Below are 16,111 nucleotides of genomic sequence, written 5' to 3' on the forward strand. Positions count from 1 at the left end.
GTTCAGGAGTGCTGGGCCAACTCGGCGCGCAGCCGGGTCAACAGGTCCGACCGGGTGGTCGCGCCCAGGCGCTGCCGCATCCGGGACACGTGGTGCTCCACCGTCTTCGGGGAGATGAACAGTCGTCCCCCGATCTCCCGGTACGTCTGCCCGGCCACGACCAGCTCGGCGACGTCCCGTTCCCGCTGGCTGAGCGCCGGCTGCGCCGAGGGCCCGGCGATGGCCCGGGAGGGTGGGGCGGCGTCGCCCGTCCGCCGGCCGGCGGGTGCCGCACCGGGGGCCTCCCCGGTCGCGAGGTCCCGGGCACAGTGCAACAGGTCGGTCCGGTCTCGGGCGTCGACGGCGCGGGCCGCGGCCTGCCCGGCCAGCCGGGAGCCGTCCCAGGCCAGCCCCACCCCGGCCAGCCCGGTCGCCGCGGCGACCACCCCGGGGGCGTCGACCTGACCGGCGAGCAGCCGCACCCAGCAGCGCCCGGCGGTGGCGACGGTCGCCGCATAAGGGCTCGTGCGGGCGGCAGCCACCAGGGCAGTGGCGTGCGGTTCCAGCGCCGCGGGGTCGTCGGTGAGGATCGCGGCCTGTGCCGCGCTCCAGTGCAGCGGTGCCGACCAGACGGGCGGCTGGCCCAGCCGGGCGAGCAGCGCCTGCGCCTGTGCCAGGTGGGGGGCCAGCCGATCGGCATCGGCCAACCGGGCGCCGGCGACCACGAGCTCACCCAGCGGGAGGAGCGTGAACAGGTCGACCGGATGGCGCAGGACCGCCTGGCGCGCTCGTTCCCAGGCGGTGCTGAGCGCCGGGGCGTCGCTGGCGCGCCGGGCCAGTCCGACCAGCAGGGCACGCAGGAAGAGCTCATCCCGTGGCTCGAGTGCGGCGCCGGCCTCGGCCCGGGCCCGCGCCGCCAGCGCCCGCGCGCTGGCCTCGGCCCCGCGCAGCATCGCCGTCCAGGCCTGCAGCAGCAGGTGCCGCGGCCGGCACGGTGGGCCGCCGACGTCGGCCCCCAGGGCGCGGTCGAGGACCGACTCGGCCGCCGTCAGCTCCCCGCTGTGCAGGGCGAGGAGCGCTGCCAGCGCCGCGGGGGTGTCCAGCAGCAGGACGCCTCGGCCGACCGGCTCGAGCAGCGTCGCCGCGCGGGTGAGGGTGGACAGGGCCTCGGAGACGTCGCTGGCGGAGGCAGCCGGCCGCACGGACTGCAGCACGCCCTCGGCCATGAGGTGCTCGGCGCCGGCGACCATGGTGGCGCCGCGGTGGCTGGTCGGCCCCTCCTCGGCACCCAGGTGGGCGGCCGCGGCGGTGGCGTCCCCCAGGGCGAGGAGCGCGAGCGCCGTCGACCCGGCGTGCTCCGGGCCGGCGAGCCGGCACAGCTCCGCGCTGCGGGTGAGCATCCCCCGGCGGGCGAGCACCGCCGCGGACACGGCCGCCGCCCGGGCACGGTCCGGGAGGGACTCGTCGTGGAGCGCGCGGTCGGCCCACTGCAGCGCCCCGTCGAGGTCACCCACCAGCGCGGCCGCGGTGGCGCGGCGGGCGGCCAGCCCGGTGACCGGTGCACCGGTGGCCGCCGCGTCCGCGAGCAGCTGGACGGCCAGCTCCGGGTCGGCCCTCAGCGCGCTGGTGCCCTGTGCCGCCAGGACCTCCGCCGCGCGTGGGTCGCGCACACCGTCCGCGGCGAGGCCCCGGGCGACGGGCAGGGCGTCCTCTCCCCGGTCCAGCAGGGCGCCGAGCAACCGGCGGCGGATCTGCCGGGTGATGTCGGCGGGGGTCAGGTCGAGCAGGACCCGGTGGACCAGCGGGACGACGTCCCCGCCGGGGAGCAACAGCCCGCCGCCACGTGCCCGGGTCACGAGGTCGGCACACTCCCGGGACGGCAGCTCGAGCACGTCCCCGAGCACCTCGCTGTCCAGTGGGGTGCCGACGGCGAGCGCGTGCAGCAGGGCCCGGTCCGACTCGTCCAGGGCCACCAGGTTGGCGCGGACGCCGTCGAGCACGTCCGCCGGCACCGTCGGCCCCCCGTCCGGGCGGCCCGGGGTCAGCGACCGGAGCAGCTGGGCCACGAGGCTGGGCAGGCCACCCGTCTGGTGGGCGACGAAGGCGACCACTCCCGGGGTGGCTGCCGGGCCCAGCTCCGCCGCCGCCCACTCCTGGACCTCGTCGGCGTCCAGATGGCCCAGCACGACCAGGTGCCGGTCCGGGCCCATCGCGTCGAGCAGCGAGGTCAGCTCCGGTCCGTGTGGCCAGGGCCGGTAGGCGAGGGTGACCGGCGTCCGACCCGAGACCACGAGGTCCCGCAGGCGCCGGCAGGTCCCCGGGCTCAGTCGATGGCCGTCGTCGACGACGACGGCCACCTCGCTGGTGACGTCGCCGCTGGCGACGCTGCCGCTCGCGGGTACCGCGGTCACCGGCGGTGCGCTGTGTGCGTCGACCACCGGCACCCCGGCGGCTCGGTACGCGGCCGCGAGCTCGGCCAGGAGCACCGTCTTCCCGGTGCCACCGGGCCCCTGCACGGCAACGGAGGGGAGCGGTCGGCCGCCCCCGGGCGGCAGCACCCGACCGGCCACCGCGCGCATCGTCCGGACCCGGTGCGTCACCTGACGAGCGGGGGAGGCCAACGCGACCGTCATCCCTGACCCGGTGCCGCGTCGGCTGCCCCGGCGGGCTCGTCGGCCGGCGGGGGCGCCTGGTCCGCCGGTGCCCCATCCGTGGCCGGCGGGGTCGTGGGCGGCGGGTCCGTCGGGGAGGGCGGGGGCGGCTCGCTCGGGGTCGTGGGGGGTGGGTCCGTCGGTGAGGGGAGGGGCGGCTCGCTGGGCGTCGTGGGGGGCGGGTCCGTCGGGGAGGGCGGGGGCGTCCCGCTCGTGGTGGTGGGCGCTGGGTCCGAGGGGGAGGGTGGGGTGCTGGAGGGCGGGGTGCTGGAGGGCGGGCTGCTGGTCGGCGGCACTGCGGACGGAGCCGCGTCCGGCTGGTCCGGCGTGTTCGCGGCGGTCGAGGGACTGTCGGGAGTGGCGGCCGGCCCGGTGACCGGGACGAGGCCGTCCTGCGGACCGGTCGTGGACGCACCCCCGGTCGCGGTACCGGCGGCCGGGGACGACTGGGCGTCCGTGGCTCTCGGGCTGCGGTCACCGGGCGACGTCCGGTCTGGGCTCCCCGGATCGCGGTCGCCCGGCTGGCCGGCTCGCCCGCCGGCACCGGCCGGGGAGAGCCGGGTCCCTGCGGTCTGGCTGCGGCCCGGTGGTCGGGGATCGACCTGCGGACCGTCGGTCCGCTGCTGGACTGCTGTCTGCCCCGCGTCCGGGGTGCGGGCAGCGGCATCGGTCCTGCCCCCGGCGGTCCAGCCGGCCGAGACCGTGGCGGCCACCGCCAGCACGATGGCCGCGAAGGAGGCCAGCACCACACCGACGCGGGCCACGTGCCGTCGGCCGTCCAGTGCCGGCTGCCGGGCGCCCGACCGCACGGGCGGCCGATCGGCCACCGGTCTCCGCCCCCGGGAGGACGGGCCCGTGGCGGCTCGCACGGCCCGCTGCCGTGTCGGCCGCGCGAGCGGCTCGGCCACGGCCGTGGTCGGTGCGCCGGGTGGGTCGCCGACACCACCACGAGTCTCCTGGTCGGCCGCCGCGAGGTCCCTGGCCAGCTCGGCGGCCCCGAGGGCGGCGCTGGAGGAGGGGTCGCTGCCGACCACCACCGGTCGTCCCAGGTCGCCGGAGAGCGTCTCGGACAGGAGGGGCACCGCGGCGGTCCCCCCGGCCAGCAGCACCGCACCGACGTCGGCCACGTCCAGGTCCGCATCGGCCACCGCCCGGCGCACCGCATCGACGAGGACCTGCACCTGCTCCGCGACCACCTCGTCCAGGTCCTCCCGGACCAGCCGGAACGAGACGGGACCACCCGGCCCGGGGAGCTCGACACAGGCGACGGGGTCGGTGGACAGCGACTCCTTGGCCAGCACGCAGGCGGCCCTGAGCTCGGCCGCTGTCGGGTCGGGCCCCTGCTGCCCAGCCGCGTCCTCGGTCGCCAGACAGTCGAGGACCAGCTGCACCACCGCGTCGTCGAGGTCGCGCCCGCCCCAGGCGACCGGGGGAGGCGGCACGGCAACGGTCTCGATCCGGTGGTCCGTCGCCGTCCGGAGCACGGCGATGTCGGCTGTGCTGGCGCCGACGTCGACGACGACGACGGGCACACCGGTGGGCACCCCGTCCGTGCCCAGGTGGTGCCGGAGGACCGCGACGGAGGAGGACTCCAGGCTGCAGTCGTGGAGTCCGGCGGCCCCCAGGGCAGCAGTCAGCAGGTCGCGCCGGTGCTCGCCCCAGCTGGGCGGGACGGTCAGCACCGTGCGGGCGGGGGCCGAGCCCTCCGCGCGGGTCGCGTGCTCGACCACCTGCAGAGCCAGCGCTGCGACGGCGGCGGCGGGGGAGACGAGCCGGCCGTCGACGTACATCGGTGCCGATGCGCCCACCCGGCGGAGGGCGGACCCGACCGGGAGGTGAGCCGGGGGCTCGTCGACCGGGCCCACGAGGCCCGGGACGGCGACGGTCCCAGCAGGCCGGACGAGCCGGACCCAGCGGTCCTCGCCGTCGGGGGTGGAGATCGCGGCGACCACGGTCTCGTCGCCGATGTCGATCCCGAGCGTCTGACCGACCGGCACCATGGAGCCCCCCGTTCGCGACAACGGCAACGCTGCCCTGCCGGGCAGAACGTAACCCTCAGCGACGGTCGGCGAAACAGCTGAGGCGGCTGATGCGGGAGATGACGGATCCAGGTGGCGACTCCCCGGATCCCCCAACGCTGAGTCACCGACCAACCCCCATCGGGGGGCGCGCGATGGGGGGCTGGCACCCGATGAGCGATGAGGGTCCCGGGCCCTTCACTGGCCACAGCAGCCGGACGACGGCGTTCGGCGCGGGCCCCAGGAGGACGCCATGACCACTCTCGCGAGTTCGCTGCTCGACTTCATCATCGACCTGCTGCGCGACCCGGCTGCAGCCCAGCAGTTCGAGGCCGACCCCGAGGGGGCCCTCGCCTCGGCGGGGCTGGACGACGTGTCCGTCGCCGACGTGGACGCGGTGATGCCGATGCTCGCGGACTTCGCGCCGGTGGGTGTCGGTGCGGTCGGCATCGCCCACGCCGCGCCGTCCGGTCACCAGCCCGCGCCCACCGCTCCCCACCCCGCACCGCAGCCGGACTCCGGATCGTGCGACGACGACCACAAGCCGGAGCACCACGGCGGTGACCACAGGCCGGTCGCAGAGGGTGCCCCCGCGGTCGAGCACATCAAGTACATCCAGAGCAACTACACCTACACGTCGACCACGACCATCGACGCATCGCACAGCGTCTGGGCCGGCGAGGACGTCTACCAGGTGTTCGGCGAGGACATCGTGGTCGCCACCGGCGGCAGCATGGTGGCCGGTGACGACCTGGACGTGGCGCTGGACAACAGCACCGACAACAGCACGAACACCAGCGTCGTCCTCGACGACTCGCTCAACACCGACGGCTCCTACAACACCGAGGACTCCCACAACACCGACGTGGACGTCGAGAACTCCGGCAACACCGTGGAGGGCAACGGCAACGCCGTCGGCGAGGGCAACACGGTCGACAACTCGGTGAACGACTCGAACAACGACAACTCGGACAACAGCGACAACGCCGTCGACGTCGACGTCACCGACTCGCTGAACGGCAACAACCTGGCCGGCGGGGACATCCAGCACGGCGACGACGTCGACACGGACGTCTCCCTCGTCACCGACGACGTCGTGGTCGGTGACGGCAACGTCGTCGGTGACTCCAACTCGGTCGGGAACGCCACCGACAACTCCACCGACGTGGACGTCGACGACTCGTTCAACGACAACTCCGACAACTCGGTGAACGACTCGAACAACGACAACTCCGACAACTCCGACAACTCGGTGAACGACTCGCTGAACGACAACTCCGACAACTCGGTCAACGACTCGAACAACGACAACTCGGTCAACGACTCGCTCAACGACAACTCGGTGAACGACTCGCTGAACGACAACTCCACCGACGTGGCCGTCGACGACTCGTTCAACGACAACTCGGACAACTCCACGGACGTGGACGTCGAGGTCGACGACGTCGTGATCGGCGACGGCAGCGCCGGCGGGGACCTGGACGAGTCCGTGGACAACTCCGTCGACGACAGCTTCAGCGACAACTTCTCCGAGAACGCGGTGGCGGTGGACGACTCGCTGGCCGTCACCGAACCTGACGTGGCATGAGCTGGGGTCCCGGCGGCGGCGCACCCGCCGCCGGGACGGACGGGAGGCTGCCCGGCCCCGCGCTCTCTGGAGACAGCGAGCGGCGCGGTCGGGCGGCCGACCGTCCGGGGTGGGACGGTGCACGTGCGGCAGCGTGGCCGCAGGACCGGGGGTGGGGCGTGGCGACACCGATCGAGCTGCTGGACGGGCTGCTGGCCGTGACGGTCCTCTGCGAACGACCAGACCTCGAGCGCCGACTGGCGGCGGCCAAGCGGCGCACGCAGAGCCCCACGGTGCGGGTCCTCGTGGTGGGGGAACCGGGCCAGGGCAAGAGCACGTTGGTCAACGCCCTGGTGGGGGCGCCGGTCTGTGCCGTCGGCCCGGGGACGCCGACCCGGGTGCCGACCGTCGTCCGGGAGGGGGCCACGGCCGGGGCGGCGCTGGTGTACGCCGACCGTCCTGACGGCGCCGATCAAGCCGATGCGCCGCTCGAACGGGTGCCGGTGCCGGTGTCCGAGCTGTCCGAGAGCGCAGCGGAGGCCGGTGCCGACGCGGTCGCTGAGCGCGGCCGGTCGTTGGTGCGGGCCGAGGTCGAGCTGCCTCGGCGGCTGCTCAGCGGGGGGCTGGAGCTGGTGGACACCGCGGGCGTCGGTGGGGTGGGCACCGGGTCGGACCTGGCCACGCTCGAGCTGCTGCCCAGCGCCGATGCGGTCCTGCTGGTCACCGACGCGTCGCAGGAGTTCACCGCGCCGGAGATGACCTTCCTGCGGCAGGCAGCTGCGCTGTGCCCGACCGTGGTCTGCGTCCTCACCAAGACCGACGCCTGCCCGGAGTGGCGGCGGATCGCCGAGCTGGACCGGGGGCACCTGGCGGATGCGGACGTGGCCGCGCCGGTGCTGCCCGTGTCCTCGGTGCTCGAGGTGCTCGCGGTCCAGCGGCGCGACCGCGAGCTGCACGAGGAGTCCGGCGTCGGCGCGCTCGCCGCCCACCTGCGCCGCGAGGTGGTGGACCGGGCCGAGGCCCTGGCCCGCCGCTCGCTGGCGCACGACCTCCGGTCGGTCGCCGGCCAGCTGGCCCTGGGGCTGCGCAGCGAGCTGGCCGGGCTGCAGGACCCGGCACGGGGGGAGCAGATCGTCGCCGAGCTGGAGGGCGCCCGGGCAGCGGTGGAGGACCTGCGCCGCCGCTCCTCGCGATGGCAGCAGGTGCTGGGCGACGGGGTGACCGACCTGATGGCCGACATCGACTACGACCTGCGGGACCGGGCACGGGTGGTCACCCGGGAGGCGGACGACGCGATCGACGCGCACGACCCTGGTCCGTTGTGGGACGACGTCGCGGACTGGCTGGACCGCCGGGTCGCCGTCGCGGTGGCCGACAGCTTCGTCTGGGCGACCCAGCGGTCGGAGTGGCTGGCGGCCCAGGTGGTGGAGCAGTTCACCCGCGACGGCGGCGGCACCCTGCCCGAGCTGGACCTGGGGGACGGCGGTGAGGCGCTGGGGGCACTGGTGGAGCTGACCGACATCGACCGTGGCGAGCTCAAGGTGTCGCAGCGGGTGCTGATCGGGATGCGCGGTTCCTACAGCGGGGTGCTGATGACCGGGCTGGTCACCAGCCTGGCGGGGATGGCGCTGATCAACCCGATCTCGCTGGGGGTCGGGCTGGTCATCGGCAGCAAGGCCTATCGCGACGACAAGGTGGTGCGACGGCAACGTCGCGAGGCCGAGGCCAAGGCAGCGGTGCGGCGGCACCTCGACGAGGTCGTGTTCCACGTGGGCAAGCAGCTCAAGGACCGGCTCCGGTACGTGCAGCGCACCCTGCGTGACCTGATCACGGACACGGTCGAGGAGATGTCCCGCACGCTGGCGGAGACGCACCGCACGGCGCAGCGCGTGGCCAAGACGGCCACCGCCGACCGGGCCGCCCGGATCCGGGAGCTGCAGGGCCGGCTGGCGGAGGTCGACCGGCTCTCCGCGGAGGTCGACCGGCTGGCCCGGGACCGGGTGACGGCGGCATGACCCCGGTCCCGGTCCCGGTCCGGCCCGCGCCCGGTCGGGGGCTGGCCGAGGACGTCCGGCACCTGCTGGACGAGGCGCTGGAGGTCTACCAGGACGTGCCGGCCGCGGTCTCCCGGTTGCGCGCCTCGCGGGAACGACTCGACGAGCCGTTGCGGGTGGCGCTGGCGGGCCGGGTCAAGGCCGGGAAGTCCACGCTGCTCAACGCGTTGGTGGGTGAGCGGATCGCCCCGACCGACGCGGGCGAGTGCACCCGGGTGGTGACCTGGTACCAGCGGGGGCCGGTGCCCCGGGTGGTCATGCACGGCACCGACGGTCGTCGCCGTCCCCTGCCGGTCCGCCGGTACCGCGGCGAGCTGCGGCTCGAGCTGGCCGACGCAGCCGTCGAGCAGGTGGAGCGGCTGGTGGTGGACTGGCCGGCGGCCGGCCTGGGGACGGCGACGCTCATCGACACCCCGGGGATCTCGTCCCTGTCGGTGGAGAACAGCGCCCGCACGGAGGCGTTCCTGGACGCCGGTGACCAGGTGTCCGGAGCTGACGCGGTCCTCTTCCTGACCCGCCAGTTCCAACCCGCCGACCTGGCCTTCCTCGCCACGGTGCAGCAGGCCTGCGGCGGCCTGCCGACGACGACGCTGTCGGTGCTGTCCCGTGCCGACGACGCCGGCGGCGGCCAACTGGACGCGCTGATCGCGGCCGGCCAGCTGGCCCGGCGGACGGCGGACCTGCCCGCGGTGCGGGCACTGAGCGCCACCGTGTTGCCGGTCGCTGGGCTGATGGCCCTGGGGGGTCGGACGATGCGGCACGGTGACTTCGTGGCGTTCCGGTCCTTGGCCCGGGCGGACCGTTCGGACGTGGAGACGATGCTGCTCACCGCAGACCGGTTCCGCCGTCCGGAGGTGCCGGTCGACCTCTCCGCGGAGGTGCGCAGCGGACTGCTGGAACGGTTCGGGCTCTTCGGCGTCCGCATGGCCGTGGCGCTCCTGCGCACCGGGGTGACCGACGGCCCGACGCTCGCCGATCAGCTGGTCGTGCGGAGCGGCCTGGCCGAGCTGCAGCGGCTGCTGGCCGTCCAGTTCACGGAGCGCGGCGACCAGCTCAAGGCGGCCACCGCGCTGCGCCTGTTCGAGCGGCTGCTCCGGGGCCTGCCCGTCAGCGGCAGCCGACTGCTGTGGCGGTCGCTGGAACGGGTGCGGGTCGCATCGCTGGAGCTGCTCGAGCTGGATCTCCTCGCGCGGACACGGGCGTCGGACAGCCCGTTCGCCCCGGACGTCCGGCAGGAGGCCGAACGACTGCTCGGTGCCCACGGGTCGAGCGCCGCGGCCCGACTGGGCCTGCCGCCGGACTCGACCGCCGCCCAGCTGCGGGTCGCCGCCGGGACAGCGGTGGCACGGTGGCAGGCCCTGGTGACCGATCCGCTGGCTCGGCGGGCCACGGTCGACGCTGCCGACGTCCTGGTCCGGGAGGTGGAGGCGCTGCTGACCCAGCTCGGTGGTCCCGTGGACGACGAGCCGGGCTCCGACCTCGACTCAGCCGCGCGGCTCCCGTGACCAGTCCCGCGAGGGTCGGGGGAGGAACAGCAGCGCCAGGCCCACCGTGACCAGCCCGGCCTGGACGAGCACCGCGGAACGGTCGACGTCGGGTCCACCGGCGAGCAGGTCGTGCGCCAGCACGTCGGCCGCGACGGTGAGCAGGCCGAGGACCAGGAGCACCCGTGACCAGATCGACCGACGGCGCAGGTAGAGGAGCAGAGCGGCGAGTCCGAGGACGGTGAGCACGGCCAGCGGGCCCACCACCGCCAGCACCGTGGTGTCCACCCCCTCCCGGAGCAGTTCCTGGTCCGTGGCGGGGTCGGCTGCTGCCGCCGAGTCGAGCAACCGCTGCCGCAGCCCGGCCAGGTCGAGGGCAGCCGCGATGAGTCCGATCACGCCGGCGAGGGCTGCAGCGACCCAGCACCACGCCGCGGCCCGGACCGTCCAGGGTGCCGGTGGCACCACGTGGGGGCTGGGTGGCCGGAGGTCACTGGTCAGTGGAGGCCGGGGCGGCGGGCGCCGCCCGCTGGTCCCCGGCGGCCGGGCCGCCGATCGGGTCCCGCCGGTGTCCGCCTCTGTCATGGACCCTCCTCGCCCGGCCGACCGTCGTCGGCTGCAGTCGGGTCGCGAGCGTCGCACCCGGGGTCGGCAGCAGGCGTGGCCGGCCGGGCGTGCCGGGTGGGCAAGCCGGGTGCGATCACCATCGAGTGAGCGTAGGAGTGCGCTGGGTGACCGGGTGGTCCTGGGCAACGGGGCGCCGACGACCGGTGGGGCCGGACCGTCGGTTGCCGAGCCGGTGGCTCAGACCGGGTGCGCTCAGGCCGGCAGGGCGAGGGGCTGCTGCGCCTCGGGGTGCTGCACGCCGTGCCGGGCCAGCACGTCCAGGAGCGCGGTGATGTCCCGGATCGTCCCCGCCGACGCGGGGCCCAGGGGCAGCGCCGCCCACGTCTGCTCCAGGTAGGCGCGGGTGATCGGCCGGCCGGCCGGCAGCTGCCCGGTCAGGCGGTCCCGGGCGACGGCGGTGGCCAGCGCCGGCACGAGTGAGCGACCGTCGGCCCGCTCGCCGTCCGCGGTCAGCTGGACGCCGGTCGCCTCGGCGAGCAGCGCGCGGTCCTCGGCGGTGAGCGCGGCGAGTGCGTTCCGCCGCCAGCGCGCCGGGGCGGCGGCGCGCATCGTGACCGGCCGCAGGGCTCGGGCCGGGGTGGCGGACGTGGACGTGGCACCGATCATCGGACCTGTACTCCTGGTCGTGGGCTTGCGCGAGCGGCCGTCGCGGTCCTCCTCGGCAGCTCCCAGGCCGATCGGCACCGGCTGGCGGCACTTTTCTCGGCCACCTGACCCACCCGGCTTGCCGCCCGCCCCCGGCAGCGGCGAGGCTGCCCGTCATGTGCTGCGACGACGACGGTGACCGAGGGTGACCCGGGTGGTGATCGCCCCCGACTCGTTCAAGGGCACGCTCGGCGCGGCGGCGGCCGCGGAGGCGCTGGCCGAGGGCTGGCGCCGGGTACGGCCGCAGGACGAGCTGCTCACCGTCCCGCTCGCCGACGGCGGCGAGGGCACCCTCGAGGCGCTCGGGCACGACCTGCCCGCCGGCTGCTGGCGCAGCGCGCCGGTGACCGGGCCGGACGGGCGTGCGGTGGACGCGGCCTGGCTGCTCCTCCCGGACGGGACGGCGGTGGTGGAGATGGCCCGGGCTGCCGGGCTGCCGCTGCTGGACCGGCCCGACCCGCTCGGTGCGACGACCCGGGGGCTGGGGCAGCTGCTGGCCGCCGTCGTCGTCGACCCGGCCGTGCACCGGGTGATGCTGACCCTGGGGGGTTCGGCCACCACCGACGGCGGCACCGGTGCGCTGACCGCCCTCGGCGCGCGGTTCCTGGACGCCGATGGTGCCGAGCTGCCCCCGGGTGGTGGCGCCCTGTGCCGGCTGGCCCGGGTCGACCTGACCGAGCTGACCCCGCCGCCGGTCGGCGGCGTGCAGTGCCTGGTCGACGTCACCGCGCCGCTGCTGGGGCCGCTGGGCGCCGCCGGCCAGTTCGGGCCGCAGAAGGGCGCGGACCCCGGGCAGGTGACCGAGCTGGACGCGGGCCTGGCCCGGCTGGCCGACCTGCTCGGTGGTGACCGGGAGGCGCCGGGGGCCGGCGCGGCCGGCGGCACCGCGTACGGCTTCGCGGTCTGCTGGGGGGCGGAGTTCGTCAGCGGTGCGCAGGCGGTGGCCGCCGCCGCCGGCCTGGACGAGGCCCTGCGGGGCGCGGCGCTGGTGGTGACCGGGGAGGGGCAGTTCGACGCCCAGTCGCTGCGCGGCAAGGTGGTCGGCGACCTGGTCGACCGGGCGGAGGGCGCGGAGGTGCCGGTCGCGGTGGTCGCCGGCCGCGTCGTGGCAGCAGAGGGGCTGCCGGTGTCCCGTGCGCTCTCGCTCACCGAACTGGCCGGCTCCGTCGCGGCCGCCATGGCCGAGCCCGCGCACTGGCTGGCGACGGCGGGGGAGCAGCTGGCGCGGGAACAGTCCGTCTCGACCTGACGTTACGGCGGTGGCCGAGAATCCGGCCGTGGGCGGGTTTACGAACGCCAGGGCGGGGCATCCAGGCCGTCGGTGTGTCCAGTCGCCAGCGCCGGCCGGCTGGGGGCGCATCCGATGACGAGGCAGGACGAGGGGACGGCGCACGGTGGTGGAGCCCGCGAGGAAGAGCCTCGGGAACCGCTACGAGTTGGGGACCCTGCTGGCCTCCGGTGGCATGGGCCAGGTATGGCGCGCGCACGACGAGCTGCTGGGCCGGGCCGTCGCGGTCAAGGTGCTGCGCAGTGAGTACACCGGCGACGAGCTGTTCCTCGCCCGCTTCCGGGCCGAGGCCCACCACGCGGCTGCGCTGAGCCACCCGAACATCGCCGCGGTCTACGACTACGGCGAGGAGCCGGCGGTCGACGGGTCGGGCGAGCACCTGGCCTACCTGGTCATGGAGCTGGTCGAGGGCCAGTCGCTGTCGACCGTGCTGGCCCGGGAGGGGAGCCTGACGCCGGACCGCACGCTCGACGTGCTCCGGCAGACCGCCTCCGCGCTGGCCGCCGCACACGCAGCCGGGGTGGTCCACCGGGACGTCAAGCCGGGCAACGTGCTGGTCCGCTGGGACGGCACGATCAAGATCACCGACTTCGGCATCGCCTGGTCGGCGGGGAGCGTCCCGCTCACCCAGACCGGCCAGGTGGTCGGCACGGCCTCCTACCTCTCCCCGGAGCAGGCCGCGGGCGCGCACGCCACTCCGGCCAGCGACGTCTACGCCCTCGGCATGGTCGGCTACGAGTGCCTGACGGGCCGGCGCGCCTTCGACGGCGACAACTCGGTGACCATCGCGCTGCGCCACCTCCGCGACCAGCCGGACCCGCTCCCGGCGGAGCTCCCGCAGGGCGTGCGGCGGCTGGTGGAGTGCGCTGTCGTCAAGGACCCTGCCCAGCGCTACCCCGACGGTGCGGCCGTCGTCGCGGCGATCGACGAGGTGCTCGCCGGGCGCGAGCTGCCCGCGGTGCAGCGCACCGACACCCAGAGCTTCTGGCTGCTGCCGGACGCCGCCGCGCTGGCCGGTGCGTCCTCGGCCGGCGAGCCCGCCACCCGCCGTCCCGCGCCACGGTCCGGCCTCGGCCGACTGCTGGTCCCACTCGTCGCGCTGCTGGTCGGGGCGGGCCTGGCCGCCGTCGTGCTGCAGGCCCTCGCCCCGACCGGGACCACCCCGATCGCCGCAGCGGTGGAGGTCCCGGGGGAGGTCGTGGCCTCACCGGCGACCGTGGTCCTGGACGCCGAGGACTACCTGGGCCGCCCGGTCGACGCCGTCCGCGCCCAGCTGGAGGTCCTCGACCTGGTCGTCGAGGTCCAGCCCACGGAGACCGACTCCGCCGAGCCGGGCACGGTCGTCGACGTGGCGCCGCTGGCGACCGAGCTCCGGGCGGGCGAGTCGGTGTTGGTCAGCTACGCGGTCGCCCCCAGTGACACCCCGGCGCCGGTCCGGCCGACCCGGGAACGGCCGGTCGACGCCGTGGTCCAGCAGCCGGTCCCCGCCCCGACCCCCACACCCACGCCGTCCCCGACCCCGGCCGTCACCCCGACGCCCAGTGGGTCGCCGACGGGTGAGAGCGACGAGGAGGAGTCGACAGAGGCCGAGCCCACCGACTCGGCCGACCCGGAGGAGTCGACCGGGGACGACGGCACCGGGGAGGACGACACCACCGACGAGGACGACGGCACCGACGAGGACGCCGAGGGCGAGGACGACGCCGACGACACGCCCGGCTCCTCCGGCACCGGGACGCCCACCCTCCCCGCCGGCAACGGCAACGGCCCGGGGAACGCGAACGGGAACAGCAACGGGAACGGCAACCCCGCAAGGGGCTGAGCCAGGAAGCCCCCAGCGGGTCCCACGCCGGTATGTTCCCGATCACAGGCCCGGTCCGTCGAGGCGGTGGCCGTGGGGGGCGTGAGGGGTCGTGGGCGCGCGCGCGAACGGGCCAGACCACCCGACCGGCACCGAGGGGCCAGCCGGCGGCGCCGGCGCGGGCGGCGGTCAGTCGGCACGGCCGAACCACCCAGCACTGCCCGACGAGCCGGCAGCGCCCGACCACGCAGCGCTGTTCGCCGCGATGCCCACCCCCTACCTGGTGCTCACGCCCGAGCTGGTCATCGCCGACGCCAACCCGGCCTACCTGGCCACCACCGGGCGGACCCGCGACGAGCTGATCGGGCGGCCGGTCTTCGAGGCGTTCCCCGGCAACCCCGACGCGACCGCCACGGACGGCGCCAGCCGCATCCGCGCGTCCCTCGAGCGCGCCCGGGACACCTGCCGGCCGCACACCCTGCCGGTCCAGGAGTTCGACATCCCGGACGGGTCCGGCGGCTTCGCCAAGCACTTCTGGAGCCTGATCAGCGTCCCGGTGCTGGACGACGCCGGGCGCTGCCGGCACCTGCTCCAGCGAGCGGAGGACATCACCGACTACGTGCGTCAGCAGGCGATGTCCGACCACCCCAGCGGCCGGGGGCGGCGCTGGCACCGCCGGGTGCTGGAGGTGGAGAGCGACCTGTTCGCCCGGGGCGCCGAACTGCGCGCCGCCCGGCAGGCCGAGGCCGACGCGGCGCGCCGGCTGGCTGCCCTCTCCGGCGTCGCCCTGGCCCTGGGCCGGGCCGAGACGCTCGACGACCTGGCCCGGGTGGTCAACGAGCGCGGCCTGGTGGCGCTGGGCGCCCACGGCGGCGCGATCGGGGTCTGCGACGGGGAGCACAACCTGCGGTTGGTGCTCACCGACGGGATCGCCCCGGTCGGCGTCGGGCCGGACACGGTGCTGTCCCTGGACGGCCCCTACCCCAGCTGCGTCGCAGCCCGCACCGGGGAACGGGTGCTGTTGCCCGACCGCGCGGCCACCGACCGGTTCTCCCCCCAGCTGGCCCGGCTGGCCGCGGAGACCGGGGTCCAGGCCTGGGCGGCGGTGCCACTGGAGAGCGGCTCCCGCCGGATCGGGTCGCTGAGCGTCGGCTGGACGCGCCCGGCGACCCTGGACCAGGGCGACATCCAGCTGCTGCTCGCGCTGGCCGGTCAGTCGGCGCAGGCGCTGGAACGGATCCGCGCCCGGGCCGACGAACGTGCCCAGCACGCCGTCGTCGAGGGCATGGCGGAGGCCCTGCAGCGCAGCCTGCTCACCGAGCCACCGGAGACCGAGCACCTGCAGGTCGCCGTCCGGTACCTGCCGGCCGCGTCGCTGGCCCAGGTCGGCGGGGACTGGTACGACGCCTTCCTGCTGGGCGACGGCCGGCTCGCGCTGGTGATCGGTGACGTCACCGGGCACGACCGCCACGCTGCGGCGGCGATGGCCCAGGTCCGCAACGTGCTGCGGGGGGTCGCCCACAGCCGCCGGGACTCCCCGGGGGCGGTGCTCGGCGCGCTGGACCGGGCGCTGGAGGACCTCCAGGTGACCGCCCTCGCCACCGGCGTCCTGGCCACGGTCGAGGAGGCCGGGGCCGGCGGCCGGCTGCTGCGCTGGAGCAACGCCGGGCACCCGCCACCGCTGCTGATCGACCCCGACGGCACGGTGACCGTGCTGGAGCGCGCGCCGGACCTGCTGCTGGGCGTCGACCCGTCCTTCCGGCGCTGCGACCACGCTCAGCTGCTCGTGCCCGGGTCGACGGTCGTGCTCTACACCGACGGGCTCGTGGAACGACGGGGCGCGGTGCTGGACGACGGCATCGACTGGCTGGCCGAGGAGCTCGCCCGGTGGGCGCACCTCCCGCTGGAGGAGCTGTGCGACCGGCTGCTCGGGGCGCTCGAGGGGGCGGTGGAGGACGACGTCGCGGTGCTGGCGGTGCGGGTGCGCGGGTAGCGCC

10 protein-coding genes are annotated in these 16,111 nt (G+C 75.7%); 6 read left to right on the forward strand and 4 right to left on the reverse strand.

Features of this window, described 5'->3' with window-relative positions; genetic code table 11:
• Positions 1-2: 2 nt before the first annotated feature.
• The gene (locus O2W18_RS17860) at positions 3-2,579 is read right to left on the reverse strand and encodes a helix-turn-helix transcriptional regulator (RefSeq protein ID WP_269188779.1); all 2,577 of its coding nucleotides are present in this window, start codon (positions 2,577-2,579) and stop codon (positions 3-5) included.
• Positions 2,580-2,608: 29 nt separating this feature from the next.
• The gene (locus tag O2W18_RS17865; protein WP_269188780.1) at positions 2,609-4,630 is read right to left on the reverse strand and encodes an Hsp70 family protein; all 2,022 of its coding nucleotides are present in this window, start codon (positions 4,628-4,630) and stop codon (positions 2,609-2,611) included.
• A gap of 271 nt (positions 4,631-4,901) precedes the next feature.
• Here O2W18_RS17865 and O2W18_RS17870 point away from each other — a divergent pair, with 271 nt between their 5' ends.
• The 3 genes from O2W18_RS17870 (at position 4,902) to O2W18_RS17880 (ending at position 9,774) form a co-directional block, all read left to right on the forward strand.
• Complete coding sequence (locus tag O2W18_RS17870) at positions 4,902-6,236, forward strand: IniB N-terminal domain-containing protein (RefSeq protein WP_269188781.1); 1,335 nt, start codon at positions 4,902-4,904, stop codon at positions 6,234-6,236.
• A 158-nt stretch (positions 6,237-6,394) separates the two neighbouring features.
• Positions 6,395-8,230, forward strand: coding sequence for a dynamin family protein (locus O2W18_RS17875; protein WP_269188782.1), 1,836 nt, complete (start codon positions 6,395-6,397; stop codon positions 8,228-8,230).
• Positions 8,227-9,774: a dynamin family protein gene (locus O2W18_RS17880; protein ID WP_269188783.1), complete on the forward strand. Its 1,548-nt coding sequence runs from the start codon at positions 8,227-8,229 to the stop codon at positions 9,772-9,774. The genes O2W18_RS17875 and O2W18_RS17880 overlap by 4 nt, the downstream gene beginning before the upstream one ends.
• Here the strand turns inward: O2W18_RS17880 and O2W18_RS17885 are convergent.
• Both O2W18_RS17885 and O2W18_RS17890 read right to left on the reverse strand, forming a co-directional pair.
• On the reverse strand, positions 9,754-10,152 hold the full coding sequence (locus O2W18_RS17885) for a hypothetical protein (protein ID WP_269188784.1): 399 nt from the start codon (positions 10,150-10,152) through the stop codon (positions 9,754-9,756). The two genes, O2W18_RS17880 and O2W18_RS17885, sit on opposite strands and share 21 nt — an antisense overlap.
• Positions 10,153-10,572: 420 nt before the next feature.
• Positions 10,573-10,986, reverse strand: coding sequence for a hypothetical protein (locus O2W18_RS17890; RefSeq protein WP_269188785.1), 414 nt, complete (start codon positions 10,984-10,986; stop codon positions 10,573-10,575).
• Between the two features lie 184 nt (positions 10,987-11,170).
• Here O2W18_RS17890 and O2W18_RS17895 point away from each other — a divergent pair, with 184 nt between their 5' ends.
• The 3 genes from O2W18_RS17895 to O2W18_RS17905 all read left to right on the forward strand — a co-directional run bounded on the left by O2W18_RS17895 (position 11,171) and on the right by O2W18_RS17905 (position 16,107).
• Positions 11,171-12,274, forward strand: coding sequence for a glycerate kinase (locus O2W18_RS17895; protein ID WP_269188786.1), 1,104 nt, complete (start codon positions 11,171-11,173; stop codon positions 12,272-12,274).
• A 148-nt stretch (positions 12,275-12,422) separates the two neighbouring features.
• Positions 12,423-14,135 (forward strand): protein kinase domain-containing protein, encoded by a 1,713-nt coding sequence (locus tag O2W18_RS17900; RefSeq protein ID WP_269188787.1) that lies wholly within the window; start codon positions 12,423-12,425, stop codon positions 14,133-14,135.
• Positions 14,136-14,226: 91 nt separating this feature from the next.
• A complete protein-coding gene (locus O2W18_RS17905) occupies positions 14,227-16,107 on the forward strand; it encodes a SpoIIE family protein phosphatase (protein WP_331254086.1) in 1,881 nt (626 codons plus the stop codon).
• Positions 16,108-16,111 lie beyond the last annotated feature (4 nt).

Source organism: Modestobacter sp. VKM Ac-2983 (assembly GCF_026967885.1).
Lineage (GTDB): Bacteria > Actinomycetota > Actinomycetes > Mycobacteriales > Geodermatophilaceae > Modestobacter.